At 73.4% G+C, this 15,136-nt stretch carries 11 protein-coding genes and 1 pseudogene; 6 read left to right on the top strand and 6 right to left on the bottom strand.

Going from position 1 to position 15,136, the window contains the following annotated elements; all coding sequences use genetic code 11:
• Positions 1-329: 329 nt before the first annotated feature.
• Positions 330-1,982, top strand: coding sequence for a bifunctional 3'-5' exonuclease/DNA polymerase (locus AB0B35_RS01480; RefSeq protein ID WP_361039343.1), 1,653 nt, complete (start codon positions 330-332; stop codon positions 1,980-1,982).
• Positions 1,983-1,985: 3 nt separating this feature from the next.
• Here the strand turns inward: AB0B35_RS01480 and AB0B35_RS01475 are convergent, their stop codons facing one another.
• From AB0B35_RS01475 to AB0B35_RS01460, 4 genes are all read right to left on the bottom strand, one after another.
• Entirely contained in the window at positions 1,986-2,798 is an 813-nt protein-coding gene (locus tag AB0B35_RS01475) for a metal-dependent hydrolase (protein ID WP_203694519.1), read from the bottom strand.
• Positions 2,799-2,919: 121 nt separating this feature from the next.
• The gene (locus AB0B35_RS01470) at positions 2,920-4,695 is read right to left on the bottom strand and encodes a M91 family zinc metallopeptidase (protein ID WP_361039340.1); all 1,776 of its coding nucleotides are present in this window, start codon (positions 4,693-4,695) and stop codon (positions 2,920-2,922) included.
• A 202-nt stretch (positions 4,696-4,897) separates the two neighbouring features.
• On the bottom strand, positions 4,898-5,209 hold the full coding sequence (locus tag AB0B35_RS01465; protein WP_361039338.1) for a hypothetical protein: 312 nt from the start codon (positions 5,207-5,209) through the stop codon (positions 4,898-4,900).
• 68 nt (positions 5,210-5,277) lie between these two features.
• A complete protein-coding gene (locus AB0B35_RS01460) occupies positions 5,278-7,188 on the bottom strand; it encodes an anthranilate synthase family protein (RefSeq protein WP_361039335.1) in 1,911 nt (636 codons plus the stop codon).
• A 307-nt stretch (positions 7,189-7,495) separates the two neighbouring features.
• On the opposite strand from AB0B35_RS01460, the gene AB0B35_RS01455 reads away from it, so the two are divergent.
• Together AB0B35_RS01455 and AB0B35_RS01450 are read left to right on the top strand one after the other, a co-directional pair.
• The gene (locus AB0B35_RS01455; RefSeq protein ID WP_361039333.1) at positions 7,496-8,851 is read left to right on the top strand and encodes an ATP-binding protein; all 1,356 of its coding nucleotides are present in this window, start codon (positions 7,496-7,498) and stop codon (positions 8,849-8,851) included.
• Positions 8,848-9,276, top strand: coding sequence for a roadblock/LC7 domain-containing protein (locus AB0B35_RS01450; protein WP_203694514.1), 429 nt, complete (start codon positions 8,848-8,850; stop codon positions 9,274-9,276). The genes AB0B35_RS01455 and AB0B35_RS01450 overlap by 4 nt, the downstream gene beginning before the upstream one ends.
• 20 nt (positions 9,277-9,296) lie before the next feature.
• On the opposite strand, the gene AB0B35_RS01445 is transcribed toward AB0B35_RS01450, so the two are convergent.
• Positions 9,297-10,763, bottom strand: coding sequence for a protein kinase (locus AB0B35_RS01445; RefSeq protein ID WP_361039330.1), 1,467 nt, complete (start codon positions 10,761-10,763; stop codon positions 9,297-9,299).
• Between the two features lie 88 nt (positions 10,764-10,851).
• On the opposite strand from AB0B35_RS01445, the gene AB0B35_RS01440 reads away from it, so the two are divergent.
• The 3 genes and pseudogenes from AB0B35_RS01440 to AB0B35_RS01430 form a co-directional block, all read left to right on the top strand.
• A complete protein-coding gene (locus AB0B35_RS01440; RefSeq protein WP_361039327.1) occupies positions 10,852-12,213 on the top strand; it encodes a mannosyltransferase family protein in 1,362 nt (453 codons plus the stop codon).
• A gap of 63 nt (positions 12,214-12,276) precedes the next feature.
• Entirely contained in the window at positions 12,277-12,924 is a 648-nt protein-coding gene (locus AB0B35_RS01435; RefSeq protein WP_361039325.1) for an HAD family hydrolase, read from the top strand.
• Between the two features lie 53 nt (positions 12,925-12,977).
• Positions 12,978-13,202: pseudogene (locus AB0B35_RS01430) on the top strand (alkaline phosphatase family protein); the annotation flags it as partial.
• Between the two features lie 11 nt (positions 13,203-13,213).
• Here the strand turns inward: AB0B35_RS01430 and AB0B35_RS01425 are convergent.
• Positions 13,214-14,308, bottom strand: a complete 1,095-nt coding sequence (locus AB0B35_RS01425) for a hypothetical protein (RefSeq protein WP_361039681.1) — start codon at positions 14,306-14,308, stop codon at positions 13,214-13,216.
• Positions 14,309-15,136 lie beyond the last annotated feature (828 nt).

Raw genomic sequence — 15,136 nt, 5'->3', positions numbered from 1 at the left:
CGGGCTGCCCCGCCCGCCGCGCTGTCCCGCCGCCGGGCTGCGCCGCAAGCCCGTGTTGACCAGCATGCCGGGCTGTGCGCCGCAACCCGCGCCGCTTCGCTCGGTGGGTCCGCCGGGACCGGGCGTGGGCTGTGACGGGGCCATGATCGCTGTTTCCGGTCATGATCTGCGGTCGGACGCCAGATCATGACCGGAAACAGCGATCTTCACGGTGCGGCCGGGGCTGCGTCGGCGAGGCGCGATGGGAAGGGCACCTTCCACAACCCATGGCGATGTGAAGGTGCCCTTCCTTCGCTCGGGATGTCGGGTGGGGGCAGCAGAATGGCGGCGTGGCGGTGATCGCGGTGGTGGCGGACGGCGGCGGCGGAGGGCTGCTGCGGTCGCTGGACGCCGCGGGGGAGCCGGTCGGGGCCGTCGAGGCGGTGGGTGATCTGGCCGCGGCCGTCGCCGACCGGGAGCGGGTGAGCGGGCCGCGGTGGCTGTGGGGGTCGACGGAGCAGGTGTACGGGCCGCTGCTGGAGGCGGGGGTCCGGGTCCGGCGGTGCCATGACGTCGAGCTGGCCGAGACGCTGCTGCTGGGGTACGCGGGGCGGTACGGCGAGCCGCGGTCGGCGGCGGCGGCGTACGCGCGGCTGGTCGGGGCGCCGGTGCCCGCCGATCAGGCGGCCCGCCCGGCCCAGCCGCCCGGGGATCTGCAGGGCACCCTGTTCGGGGACGCGCCTGCCCCGGTGGCCGTGCCGAACGGCGTGGACCCGCTGGACGCGCTGGCGGCGGTGTACCGCGACCAGCTCGCCCGGATCGCGGCCGTCGAGCACTCGGCGCGGATGCGGCTGCTCGTGGCGGCCGAGTCGGCGAGCGCGCTGATCGCGGTCGAGATGGGGCACGTCGGTCTGCCCTGGCAGGCCCGTGCCCACGACGAGATCCTGGTCGGGCTGCTGGGGGAGCCGTCGCCGGTGGGCGGGCCGCCGCGGCGGCTGGCCGAGCTGTCGGGGCGGATCGCCGAACTGCTGAACGCCCCCGGCCTGCACCCGGACTCGCCCGCCGAGCTGCGCAAGGCGCTGCGCCGGGCCGGGATCGAGGTGCCGAACACCCGGTCCTGGGTGCTGAAGGCGGTCGACCACCCGGTCATCGAGGTGCTGCTGGAGTACAAGGAGCTCTACCGGATCTGGACCGCGCACGGCTGGAGCTGGCGGGAGCAGTGGGTGCGGGAGGGGCGTTTCCGGCCCGCGTACGTGCCGGGCGGGGTGGTCACCGGGCGCTGGGCGACCCGGGGCGGGGGAGCGCTGCAGATCCCCAAGGCGGTGCGCGGCGCGGCCCGCGCCGAACCCGGCCGGCGGCTGGTCGTCGCCGACGCGGGGCAGCTGGAGCCGCGCATCCTCGCCGCGGTGTCCGGTGACGCCGGACTGGCCCGTGCCGCGGCCGCCGGGGACCTCTACGCCGTGCTGGCCGCCGAGGCGTTCAAGGGCGACCGCGCCGCCGCGAAGCTGGCCCTGCTGGGCGCGATGTACGGGCAGACCGGCGGTGCCGCCGCGCCCGCGATCGCGGCGTTGCGCAGCAGCTACCCGAAGGCCTGGGCGTACGTCGAGGCGGCCGCGCGCACCGGCGAGACCGGCGGCCTGGTGCGTTCCTGGCTGGGCCGCACCTGCCCGCCGTCGTCGCTGGAGTCGTCGTGGGCCGACGAGGGCGCGTCGGGCCGCTCGCGGGGCCGCTTCACCCGCAACTTCGTCATCCAGGCCACCGCCGCGGAGTGGGCCGCGTCGCTGCTGGCCACGTTGCGCGCCCGGCTCTGGGACACCCAGGCCGAGCTGGTCTTCTTCCAGCACGACGAGGTCATCGTGCACTGCCTGGAGGGGGAGGCCGACCTGGTCGTGGCCGCGCTGGAGGCCGGTGCCAAAGCGACGGGCGAGCTGCTGTTCGGCAGCTCGCCCGTGCGGTTCCCGCTCACCGTCGCCGTGGTCGATTCCTACGGCGACGCGAAGTGAGGTTCAGATCTCGATGTCGAAGCGCTTGAGCAGCGCGGGGGCCAGCAGGCCGGCACCGGCGACCAGCGAGACCACCGTGAAGACGGTGCGCAGCACGGTGGTCTCCACCTTGCTGCCGGCCTCGATCGCGAAGGTGTCCGGCAGGCCGATCATGCGCCACATGCGCCGACCGGTCGGGATCGGCCACAGGATCGGCACCCCGGCCCGGGTCACGATGTCGCCCATCAGGTGCACGATGCAGCCGACCCCCACCGCCAGGCCGATCATCGGGTACCCGCGGTTCTCGCTGGGCAGGAAGTTGAACGCGAAGTAGGCCGCGGCTCCCGAGGTGATCGTCACGATGACCCAGCCGGCCCGGTCGGCCCACTTGTCGAACAGGCCGCGCAGCGCGAAGCCGAACATGAAGAACAGGATGCCGATCACGGCCCACCGGCCGTACCGGGTGCACAGCCAGATCGAGCCGAAGCCCATCAGCGCCGCGAACGGCAGCGTGTGGGTCAGCGTGCGGTGGCCGTTGTGGCGGTCGGGATCTTTGCTCAACTTGGTGGCCGTGTACACGCCGACCGAGATCTTCTCGATGACCTCGGCGACGAACAGCGAGGCCACGCCGAAGCTGCGGGAGACGGTCGAGCCGCCCTGGCCCTTGGTCACCTTGCCGGACATGTCCAGATCGGGCAGCAGCGCCCCACCCGCGCACACCGCGGCGCCGACGGCGATCGTGGTGGCCGACTGGGGGTAGTCGAAGAACTGCGCGGCCACCCAGGACCCGGCCAGCCACGTGGCCGCGCCGGACAGCGCGTGCTGTGGACCCATCATGATTACTGTTCCTCCCCTGACCACCACAACGTCGCGTTGCGATCAACGCGCGCACACTGTGTCAAACTATGGCGTCCGGATGCAATCGGCTGGACCTCCATAGCAGACGGTGGCGGCGAGGTCACGCAGGGCGGCGTGGCGTGCCGTATGTCTGCCTGGCGGATACGCCCAGCTCATCGCGCAGCGCGTTCTCGGTCAGCGGGTACGGATGAAACGGGTCCAGCCGTTCGGGTGTTGTCGGATCCCCGTCATCGTCGATCGGCAGGCCGACGGCCGCCCGTTCCCGGTCGGGCACCGGCACCCAGCCAGAGCCGTTCCACATCACGTCATCGCGCGAGCCCGCCCCGGTGCGCTGGCGGCCGGCCACGTCGTCCCAGACGTGCGCCAGCTCGTGATACAGCACCACGACCGGCGGCGCGTCGCCGGGCAGCCCCTGGAAACCCGGCTCGTATCCGATGACGTGCCGGTCGGTGTCGCCGGGCACGACGCCCGCGAAGCCGTTGGCCGTGCCGAACGGCAGCTCCCTGACCTCCAGGGTGTCCGGCCCGTCGCCGGGCAGCCAGCCGTCGCCGGCCGCCAGGGCCGTGTCCAGCTCGGCCAGCATGCGACGGCCGGTCGGTGAGGCGCGCAGCAGGTCCAGATCGGATTCGATCCGCTCGGCGAACTCGGGCGTTCCGATGGCCGTGATCCCGCCGCCGGGCGTCACCTGTGGCGCGACGTGCGAGAACTCGGCGTCGCCCGCCGGGTCGGCCAGGTCGCGGTAGGCGCGGTCTACCCCGGCCGCGCCGTCGAGCCGGTCCCCGCCCTCGCCGCCGACCAGCACGTCATCGCCGTCGCCGCCGGTGACCAGGTCGTCGCCGCGCCCGGCGGACAGGTGGTCCCGGCCCGTGCCGCCGCGCAGCGTGTCGTCGCCGCTCAGGCCGTACACGGTGTCGTCGCCGCGCCCGCCGTCGGCCGTGTCGGCTCCCGCCCCGGCGTCGAGGTAGTCCCGGCCGTCGCCGCCCAGCAGCAGGTCGTCGCCGTCACGGCCGAGCAGGGTGTCCGCGCCGCCCGCGCCGTGCAGCAGGTCCCCGCCGTCGACGAGGTCGTCGCCCGCCCCGGCGAGCACCGTCACCACCGCCGCGACCGCGGGCTCGACCCGCACCCGGTCGTCTCCGGCACCGGTGCGCAGCACCAGCCGCCCGTCCGGCACCGCGGCCACCGTCACGCCGCCGACCAGCACCAGCGGCTGCCCGAAGGCATCGACGGTGACCACGACATCGTCGTCGTTCGCGCCGGTGTTCACCAGCGTCACCCCGTCGGCGCGCACCACGACCGCCTCCGACGGCTCCGGCGTCGGCTGCGCGGCGACGGGCGGGAACATCGTGGCCAGCCGTTGCCAGCCCGCCGTGGCGGCGGCCAGCGCGGTTTCGGCCTGCCGGGTCGCTGACGTCAGGTCCCCGCGCAGCTCGGCTGCCTCGCCCGCGGCCGCGTGGACCCGAGCGGCGTGCGCCGGCCCGCTCGCGAAGAACACGACCCGGCCCTCCTCGCCCCGGCACGGCACCGCGGCCGCGACCCGGGCCAGTGACTCGTCCAGGTGCCGCTGTACCGACGACAGCCGCCCGGCCAGCGCCTCCAGCGCGGTGGCCGACCCCAGGGCCAGCTCAGCCGCGAGCGTGGCTCCGGTGACCAGACGCCTGCGGCGCTCCTCGAACGCCGCCGCGTCGGCGCCGGTCCATCCGGCTCTGGCGGCCGTGGCTTCAGCGAGCCCGTCGGCGGTCTGCCCGGCCGCGCGGGCGCAGGAGCGCCAGCCCATCGCGGCGGCCAGCAGCGGCGTCTCCTGCACGGGCAGCGACCACAGCGGCGGTAGGGCCATGACCAGCACCGCCGGCGCTTCCGCCGACGCGTCCGGCTTCACCGGCCACCCCACCGCAGTGCCGGATCTGCGTTCTCCGCCGGCACCACCACGGTGTGCGGCCGCGGCAGGGCCCGCTGTTCGCCCACCCGCCTGATCAGCGCGCGGGCCGGGGCGGGACGCGGCGCACGGCCCGCACCTCGCGGGCAGGCTCCGCGCCCGGCGAACCCGGGACATCGTCCCTGGCGCGACGGCGCGTGGCGGGTCACCAGATGCCCCTCAGGTGGGCGGGTTCGCGCAGGCGGTCGAGGTTTGCGGCGGACTGCTCCTCGGCGCGCCGGTGGGTGGCCGCGACGAGCAGCAGCCGGTCGGCGTCCGTGAGCAGGCCGTCGGCGAGCGCCGTGAGCGCGTCGGCCGCCGCCCGCACCGTGGCCAGATGGGCCGTCGCGACCGCGAAGTCCATTCCGGACGGACGTTCCGGCGGCGGCGTTTGCGTCCGGTGCAGGGCCGTGGCCAGGGATTCCAGGTCCGCCGCGAGCCGCAGGGTCCGCGCGGGATCACTCGTCAGCTGTGTCACGCCATCGAGAGTGGCAGCGCGTGAGGGGCGGCACAACGCCCCTCACGCGATCTGTGGATAACTCTGCCTCAGGCGACCCCGGCCGGGGTGAAGATGCCGGTCACCAGCTCGGTGAGCAGCTCAGGACCGTGCTCGGTGAGCACCGACTCGGGGTGGAACTGCACCCCGGCGAAGCCCGGCCCGCGCAGCGCGTGCACGAATCCGGTGCCGTCCTCGATGGACAGTTGCAGGTCGCCGTACGCCGTCGGCAGGGTGGCGGCCGGGGCGACCGCGGTGAAGGTGGAGTAGAAGCCCACCCGGCGGGTCACCCCGAACAGGTCGATGTCGCACGGCAGGCCCTGGTAGGGCACGTCGCGGCGGTGCATCGGCAGGCCGAGGCGGCGGCTGAGCACCTGGTGGCCCAGGCACACGCCGAGCAGCGGCGCGCGGCGGGACAGCCGCTCCTCCACGACCCGGCCCAGCGTCGCCACGCGCGGGTCGCTGTCGTCGGCCGGGTCGCCGGGGCCCGGCCCGGCCACCACCAGGTCGTACGCGCTGAGCCCGCCCAGGGCCGTGGTGGGCTGGACGGTGACCCGCATCCCCAGCGAGCGCAGCACGTGCCCGAGCATGCCGGTGAAGGTGTCCTCCGCGTCGACGATCAGCGCGGTGCGGCCCACCAGCGGCCCGGTCACCGGCTCGGGGGCGCGTTCGGCCAGCCAGAACCGGGACAGCCGCTCGTTGCGGGCCAGCAGCGTGGCGCGTACCGCCGGGTCGGCGGCCAGGTCCTTGATGTCGGCGTCGGAGTGCACGGCCGGCGCGGTGCGCAGGCCGAGCGCGGTGAGCACGCCGCCCGCCTTGGCGTGGGTCTCGGCGACCTCGCCGTCCGGGGTGGAGTCGCGCACCAGCGTCGCTCCCGCCTTGACGGCGATGGTCCCGTCGGCGGCGATGTCGGCGCAGCGGAACAGGATCGGCGCGTCCAGGGTCTGCTTGCCGTCGGCGTCGCGGCCGAGCAGCGCCAGCACCCCGGCGTAGTAGGCGCGGCCGGTGGTCTCGTAGCGGGCGATGACGCGGGCGGCGTTCTCGATCGGGCTGCCGGTCAGCGTCGGGGCGAACATCGTCTCCCGCAGCACGTCGCGCACGTCCAGGTCGGTGCGGCCGGCCAGCAGGTACTCGGTGTGGGTGAGGTGCGTCATGTGCTTGAGGTAGGGCCCGAGCACCTGGCCGCCCCGCTGGGCGACCACGGCCATCATCTTGAGCTCCTCGTCGAGCACCATGGACAGCTCGTTGATCTCCTTGCGGTCGCTGAGGAAGTTCAGCAGCGTCTCGCGTCCGTCCAGGCCGGGCGCGAGGTCGCGGTGGCGCAGCGTGCCGGAGATCGGGTTCATCATCACCAGGCCGTCGTCGACGCTGACGTGCCGTTCCGGTGACGCGCCGACCAGCGTGCGGCCCTGCTCGCCGGGGATGTGCACCAGGAACGACCAGTACACGCCGCGTTCGCCGGAGATCAGGCGGCGCAGCGCACCCCCGGCGAGCAGCCGCGGGTCGGCGTCGGTGCGGGCGCGGGCGGTGCGGTGGATGACGAAGTTCGACCCGGCTCCGTGGCCGATCTCGTCGCGCAGCACCGCGGCGACCAGTTCCCGGTAGGCGGCGTCGTCGATGTCGAAGCCGAGGTCGGTGACGTCCGGCACGGTGTCCGGCAGCGCGGCGAGGGCCTCGTCGAGCGGGATGCGGTCGTACGACTCGACGGTCAGGCAGGCCAGCGGGGTGCCGTCGTCGATGCGGTCGAAGCCGCGTTCGGCGAGCTGCCGGTAGGGCACCAGGGCGAGGGTGCGCGGACCGGCCTCGTCGCCGTCCGCGTGCTCGGGCAGGGGGATGTCGGCCAGCCGTGCCACGGTGGACAGCGGACCTCGCAGCACCTCGAGGTGCTCGGAACCTTCGCGTCGGAGCAGCGCGAACGGGCCCGGGTCGGGCGCGCCGAGCAGATCGTGGAGCAGGTTCATCGATGGTCTCCCGGTTCGGGTGGCCGTGCGCCGGGCGACCGATAAAGCAAAGGCCGCCTCGTCGAGGCGGCCGCGGTGTGGGTTTGCCTACCCGCGTGTGTCGATGGCCGCCGGTCGGGCGCGCCACCACAGGTTGCGGTTGGAAGTCATGGCGGTAACCGTACCGGCGTCGCGCGCGACTGTCCAGAAGCCCCACCGGCCCGGGTGTCACATTCGCGCTCACCTATCCACTTTTCATTGTGTGACGGGTAACATACCGCGAGTCACCAATGGTGGCGGTGGTTCAGCCGAGGCAGGGGAGGGGCCGGTGGCGGACGACACGCGCGGGCGGCGGGTGGGATCCCGTCTCGCGACCGCCGTCACCCTTCCGCCGGTCGCCTTCGCGGTGCTGGCCTGCGTGCTGCTGGGCTGGGCCGTCGCCGACGCCCTGGCGCTGCGGGAGTCGGCGGCGCTCGGGATCGACGGGGCCGCGCACGCCGCGGACGTCGCCTGGGTGTGGGTGGCCGTGATCGCGATCGGCTCGGCACTGACCATGGCCGTGCTGGTCCGCGTCGTCCTCGCCGCGCGCCGGGACCTGCTGGCCGCCGCCGAGGCGCTGCGCCACGACGCGCAGGCCCTGGCCGACGACGTTCCGGCCACCTTCGAGCGGTTGCGGACCGGCGACGGCGAACCCGCCGCCGAGGAGCCGGCCGCGCCTGCGGGCGGCACCGCCTCCGGGATCGAGGAGTTCGCCGCGATCGGCGGAGCGCTGGCGGCGGTCCGCGGCAGCGTCGTCGCGCTCGCGCTGCGGCAGGCCCGCTCGCGGCGAACCGTCAACGGGATCTTCACGAACCTGGCCCGGCGCTCGCAGATCCTGGTGGAGCGGCAGTTGCGCCTGCTCGACGAGATGGAGCGCGACGAGCGCGACCCCGACCGGCTGGCGGCGCTGTTCAAACTGGACCACCTGGCCGCCCGGCTGCGCCGCAACGACGAGAACCTGCTGGTGCTCGCCGGGGCCGAGCCGCGCCGGCGGTGGCGCGAGGGCGTGCCGCTCGCGGCGCTGGTGCTGGCCGCGCTCTCCGAGATCGAGCAGTACGAGCGGGTCCGCGCCGACGTCGACGACTCGCTGCACATCGCCGGGCACGCCGCCGCCGACATCGGCCACCTGATCGCCGAGCTGCTGGACAACGCCGCCGCCTTCTCCGCCCCGCACACGGCGGTGCGGGTGAGCGCGCAGGCCCGGCCGGACGGGGCCCTGGTGGAGGTCGTCGACGAGGGCATCGGCCTCAGCGAGCGGGCGCTGGCCGAGGCGAACGCGTTGCTGGCCGTGCCCGCCGAGGTCGACGTGGCGGTCAGCGAGCGGATGGGCCTGGTGGTGGTGAGCCATCTCGCGGCCCGGCACGGGGTGCGGGTGGGCCTGTCGCTGTGCCCGGGTGGCGGCGTGCGCGCGGCCGTCGAGCTGCCGACCGCACTGCTCGCCGAGCCCGCGGCCTCGCCGGAGCCGCCCGCCGCGGCACCGCAGCGCCCGGCCCCCGTTGAAGCGCCGCGCGTTCCGCAGCGCCGGCGCGAGCCCGACCCGGCGGCCACGGCCGCCACGCTGACCCGGCTGTACGAGGGAGTACGGCGAGGCCAGGCCGGAGACGGCGCGGCGGCGCCACCGGACGACATCAAGGGGGAGCCATGACCACTGCGACGCTCAGCAAACCGGCCCAGGATCTCAACTGGCTGGTCGCCGGATTCGCCGACCGCGTGCCGGGGGCCCGCCACGCCGTCGTCGCGTCCTCGGACGGACTGGTGGTCGCGGTCTCCGCGGACCTCGACCGGGCCACCGCCGACCAGCTGGCCGCGGTCACCTCCGGGCTGATCGGCATCGCCGGGTGCGTGGCGCAGCTGTCCGACGGCGACGAGGTGCGCCAGACGGTCATCGAGATGGGGCGGGGCTACTACCTCACCATGGCGATCCGGGACGGCTCGGTGCTGGCGGTGGTCGCCGACGGCGACGCCGACCTGGGCGTGGTCGGCTTCGAGATGGCGCGGCTGGCCAAGCAGACCGGGGAGATCCTCACCCCGGCGCTGCGGGCCGAACTGCAGCGCGCGCTGCCCCGCTGAGCCGGGACGGGCCGCCCGCCTCAGCTGTTGCGCTTGGCGAGCTCTTCCAGCTCGTCGAGCAGCTTCTGCACCGGTTCGTACGCCTCCTTGGCGTCGTCCTCGGCGTCGGCGGCCCAGCCCTCGACCTTCTTCTGCAGGTTCTCGGCCCGCTTGCGCGCCTCTGCCCAGTCGCCCTGGAGCATCTTCGTGGAGATGTTCTTGAGTCCGTTCGTCAGCTCCGTCCGCTGCTTCGGGGTGATCACCTCGGTGTCGCGCAGCTTCTGCACGGCGTCGTTGAGGTCCGACAGCAGCTGCACCGCCTGGAACGGGCCGCCCCGCTCCGGGGTCGGGCTGGGCTTGGGGGCCGCCGTGGTCCGGGCGGGCCGGTTCGGCGACCTGGTCGGGGTGGCGGTCGCGTCGAGCGGCTCGCGCAGCGCCGACATGATCATGAGTACGCCGCTGACCAGGATGATCGCCATCACCAGCATCACGGCGAGCAGCGGTTTGCGGCTGCGCTTGACCCGGACCGGGGGCGTGGGCCGGGCCTTCGGCGCAGCCTGCACCCGGGTCGCCGGAGCGGGCACCCGGGCCGCGCCGGCGATCGCGCCGCCGGTGGGCGCGAGCAGCGTCGGGCTGGGCCCGGCGACGGCCGTCGGGGCGGACCCGGTCGTCGGGGCGGACGCGGTCGGCGCCGACAGGCCACCCAGGGCGTGGGCCAGGTCTGCGGCGCGCGGGCGGCGTGCGGGGGAGGGATCCACGGCGGCGGCGATCAGCGCGGTGATCGCCGCAGGCACCCCGGGCAGGGCGGGCAGCGGCCGGGGACGGGCGTGCTCGGCCTCGAACTGCTCCCAGGACTCGATACCGTTGCGGCGGCGGCCGGTCACCATCTCGATGAGCAGGACCCCGAGGGCGTACACGTCGGCGGCCGGGTCGGCGGCCTTCTGGCGCAGCCGCTCCGGGGCCGCGTACGCGGGGGTGCCGATGACCAGCACGCCGGTCGCGTCGGGCAGGCCGGTCATCGCCGCGATGCCGAAGTCGAGCACCTTCGCGCCGGTCGCGGTGATCATGATGTTGCCCGGCTTGACGTCGCGGTGCACCACGTCCCGGGCGTGCGCGGCGGCCAGCGCCCCGGCGACCTGTGCGCCGATCGTGGCTGCCCGCGCCCAGCCCAGCGGCCCGCGGGCCATCAGCTCGGCCAGCGACTCGCCGGTGAGCAGCTCCATGACCAGATACGGCTCGACGTGGCCGTCGGGGAAGGTGACCTCGCCGAAGTCGTGCACGGCGGTGATGTGCGGGTGGGTGAGCTGCGCCGCCGAGCGGGCCTCGCGCAGCGCTCCGGCGCGCAGGGCCGGGTCGGCGGCGGTCGGGCCGGCGAGCACCTTCACCGCCACCGGGCGGCCCAGCACGAGGTCGTGGGCCTGCCAGACCTCCGCCATGCCGCCGCTGCCGATGCGGCGGTCGAGCAGGTAGCGGTCGTGCAGCTTCAGACCGGGGGTGAAGGCGGACATGGTGGACAACCGTACCGTGTCTCAGCCACCGGTGACACCGAACGCAGGGCACCGTGAGTTCCGTCGCCCGCGACTACTATTCCTGCCTATGTCTGACTCCCCCGGACCTGGGCTCGTCCCGGTGCGCCGCCGCCCCGCGGACGCGCCAGGCGACACGGCTCTCCCTGCCGACGATCTGACCGATTCGCCTGTTTCGCTACCGGATGAGGCGGACGCGGTGGAGCCGTCGGGCCGCCGGGCGGCCTGGCTGCGGTGGCGGCCCTCGGTGGTCACCGGGTTCACGACCTGGGCCGCCGGGCTGCTGGCGTACTTCCTGGTCACCGCCGTGGCCTGGCTGCCGACCGAGGGGCTGGAGAGCAAGGCCGGGCCGGTCCCGTCGACGTTCGGTCAGCTGCTCCAGTCGTGGAACCACTGGGACACCGTCTGGTACGTGATCATCGCGGACTCCGGGTACGAGGCGGACTCGCGCAGCACCGCGTTCTTCCCGCTGTTCCCGATGGCGATGCGGGCGGCGAACCCGCTGCTGCCGGGCGGCGCGTTCGAGGCGGGCATCATCGTCAGCGCGCTGGCCTGCCTGGTCGCGCTGATCCTGGTGCACCGGCTGGCCACCGAGATGATCGGGGCCGCCGACGCCCGGCGCACCACGGTCTACCTGCTCGCCTTCCCGACCGCGTTCTACCTGGTGGCCGCGTACAACGAGTCGCTGTTCGTGGCGCTGGCGCTGGCGTCGCTGTACAACATGCGCCGCGGGCGCTGGTGGTGGGCGGCGATGTTCGCCGGGTACGCCAGCGCCACCCGGATGGCGGGCGTCATGCTCGGCGCGGCGTTCGTCTACGAGTATCTGCGCCAGCGTGGCTTCTCGTTCCGGTCGCAGCGGCGTTACGGGCGGATCCTGCCGTGGCCGGTCGGCTTCGGGCTCGATCGCAACGCCTTGGCCGTGCTCCTCATCCCGGCGGGGTTGGGCGCGTACATGCTGTACTGCCGGCAGACCTTCGGCAACGCGCTGCAGTTCCTGGACGCGCAGAAGGCCTGGTTCCGGGAGGGGTTCACCCCGCCGTGGACCGTCATCGGCGACGTCGTCGCGCTGATCAGCAGCAGCGACTCGATCTACCACCCCGACGCGGTCCGCAACATCGTCAACCTGACCACGGCCCTGGCCGTGCTCGTGCTGCTGGTGCTGGCCCTGGTCGGCCCGTGGAAGCTCGGCGCGGACCACGCGTACCTGGTGGTCTTCGGGGCGATCATCATCCTGATGCCGCTGTCGAACCCCATCCACATGCACTACCCGCTCAGCTCGACCTGGCGCTACGCGCTGGAGTGCACGGTGGCCTTCATGGTGCTGGCCAGGATGGGCCGCAACGTACATTTCGACCGCGTGTACACCACCGTGATGTTGGCACTGCAAGGTGCGATGGTCATCGTCTTCGTCCAGAACAACTTCGTTGCTTAGGTTCCGGTGGGACGGGGTTGTGGGGGTGCGGGAGGCGGTTGAACCGGGCTGTAGGGTCCAGCCGTGATCGAATCGGTGGATCTTGTCATTTTCGACTGCGACGGCGTGCTGGTGGACTCCGAGACCATCGCCATCCGGGTGGCGTCGCAGATGCTGGCCGAACTGGGCTGGCCGCTGACCGACGACGAGATCCTGGAGCACTTCGTGGGCCGCTCGGCGGCCTCGATGGTGCCGGTGATCGAGCAGAAGCTGGGTCGGCCGCTGCCGCAGTGGCCGGAGATGTTCGTCGCCCGCCAGCTCGCCGCGCACGAGGCGGGCCTGGTGCCGGTGCCCGGCATCGTCGAGGCCCTCAACGCGATCACGCTGCCGACCTGCGTGGCCTCCAGCGGCCGGCACGACAAGATGCGCAACACGCTCGGCATCACCGGCCTCTACGAGCGCTTCGAGGGCCGCATCTTCTCGGCCACCGAGGTCGCCAACGGCAAGCCCGCGCCCGACCTGTTCCTGCACGCCGCGGCGCGCATGGGCGCGGACCCGGCGCGCTGCGTGGTCGTCGAGGACAGCCGCCCCGGCGTGCAGGCCGCGCGGGCGGCGGGCATGCGGGTGCTGGCGTACGCCGGGGGAGTGACGCCGGCCGATTGGCTCATCGGTCCGGGCACCGTGGTGTTCCACGACATGCGCAAGCTTCCCGACCTGCTCAGGGTCCGGTAGTCGCGCTCACCGTCACCGCACCGCCCGCCCAGGCCGCCGCGCTCAGCCCGAAGGTGCTCGTGGTCGGCATGGACGGGCTGAACTGGGCCAAGGTCGTCGACGCCAACGCGCCGACGCTCGACGCGCTGGCCGCCGGCGGCACGCTCGGCGAGAGCCTGCTCTACTGCAATCCGGTGGCGAACTCGTCCAGCGGGCCCGGCTGGTCCACCATCGCCACCGGCGTCATGCCCGACAAGCACGGCGTCAAGGACAACACCTTCAGTGGCAAGCAGTACGGCACGTACCGTTCCTATGGACTGTGCATGTGTTGTTCATGCGCAGTCGCGTGCTCCGGACGGTGTTGGGCACGCTGGTCGCCCGCTTTCGCGGCGGTGTGCGGCGGCGCGCATCGTGTGCGCGGTCCGGGTACACCGGGGCGGGGTCCCTCACGCCCTAAGGGACCGGGTGAGGCCTGGGCGCTCCGATGCCCGCGACGATCGCTCTGGTCGTCGCGGGGCGGTGGCGTCCGTCGCCTGATCCGGTGTCCGAGGGCGCGTCTGGCTATCGCGATGGCGGCGCCATCGTGACGGGTCGGTTTGCGGTGGGGCGATGTCATCGGCTTCTGCCAGTGCTGCGCCCCCCATTTCGAGGTGTAGGCCGGGTCGACAGGCACGACCGCCAGCCCCAGGGCTGCGGCCATCGACAGTAGGCGGGCTTTGAGCCGGCCGGTGGGGATTCCGGAGATCAGTTGCCGGAACCGTTTGCGGCGGCCGTGCTTCTCCCGGGTCTTCTGCTCGGTGAAGTCGAGGTTCTCCACCGCGATCGCGGTCACCCCGGCGCGTTTGGCGTAGTGCAGCAGCCCGGTGATGGCGTGGCGGAGTTGAGCGTCGCGGTGGGCGGCGTCACCGGACAGGTCGTAGCCGAACCGGCGCGGGTCACCGACAGGGTTGCCGTGGACGTCCAGGAGCCACGCGGCCAGGTGGTCGTCGTTCATGTCGACCCCGACCATCCCCGCCGCTTGCGCCGCCTCCAGCGGGATCACCTGGACCGTGGGTTGCTGCCAGGACGCGGTCAGATACCAGCGGCCACGGTCGGGGTCGTGGTGGATGCGGTACGCCACGGCCAGATCGGCTTCGACACGGTCGCGCCAGGCCTGCCCGCGGTGGGCGAACCCGACTCGGCTGGTCAGGGTGTAGCGGCCGTGGGCGGTGTTGGCCAAGTGCGCCAGCGGCACCGGCAGCTTGATGCTGACCTGGCCGTCGGGCGTGACCCGGACCGTCTCGTTGCCGTACCGTTTGCCGGTCTCCCCGTCGGCGGACAGGAACCACCGCGCAGCCTGCCACCGCTGCTGCCACTGGGCCTCGGTGATCCCAGCCTGGTCGAGGTGGTGGCGGGTGTTGGCCAACCGCCACCACCTCGCACCACCCGCACCCGACCGTCCTGCCAGTCCCGCATCGCCGCGGCGTGCCGATCCCGAAGCACGCCCAGACGGCGGCGCTTGCCGAACCACTCTGCACGAGAGCGGTACCCGCCCGGAGCACGCCGGGTGCCGGGCTGGCCGATCGGCTGGGCAAGGCGGTAGGCCAGCATCGCGATCCCGGCCTCCAGGCCACGGATATGCGCGTCCAGACTACGCCGGGACAGTGCCCACTGATCGTGGCTGACCCGGGTGATCGAACCAGCCCACCGCGACGACGACACAACGGTCAGCGATCGTTTCCGCTCCGCCCACCGGCCGGCGTCGTGACCGAGACCGTCGCGGCAACGGGCCTTCAGATCCCCCGACGCCAGCCCACCCAGATGCCGCCCGACCAGAACCAACACCCGCTCATCGGCTGGCGTGAGGTGTTTGAGCCGGTCACGGACCGACACACCCGAAGGCCCCGCCGCCACGAACGGTGCGGCAACCGCACGCAACACCCGCCCCCGCCCGCTCAACCCCGACCACCGCCAGCAGCCGACACGGGACCGCCCTGCGCGAACAGCGCCCACAGCTGGCTCGGGCCACAACGACCCGACCGCATCGCTCCAGAGCAGCTATCCACATCAGACATGGTGATGATCCTAGGCTCCGTGTACGACACTTCCGCACGAGGTGAACCCGTGCGGCGATGCCGCCCGGTGGGGTCAACGAGTGGCGCGGCTGGTCATTTGCCGACGAGGAGTTTGGGGCCGCACCCAGTCGAGCCGGAACCGCGCGTAAGCCAGTCAAGCGCTGCCACACCGACGCTCG

This window comes from Catellatospora sp. NPDC049133, assembly GCF_040648455.1.
Taxonomy (GTDB): domain Bacteria; phylum Actinomycetota; class Actinomycetes; order Mycobacteriales; family Micromonosporaceae; genus Catellatospora; species Catellatospora aurea.
This window is presented reverse-complemented; position numbering and strand designations above follow the sequence as displayed.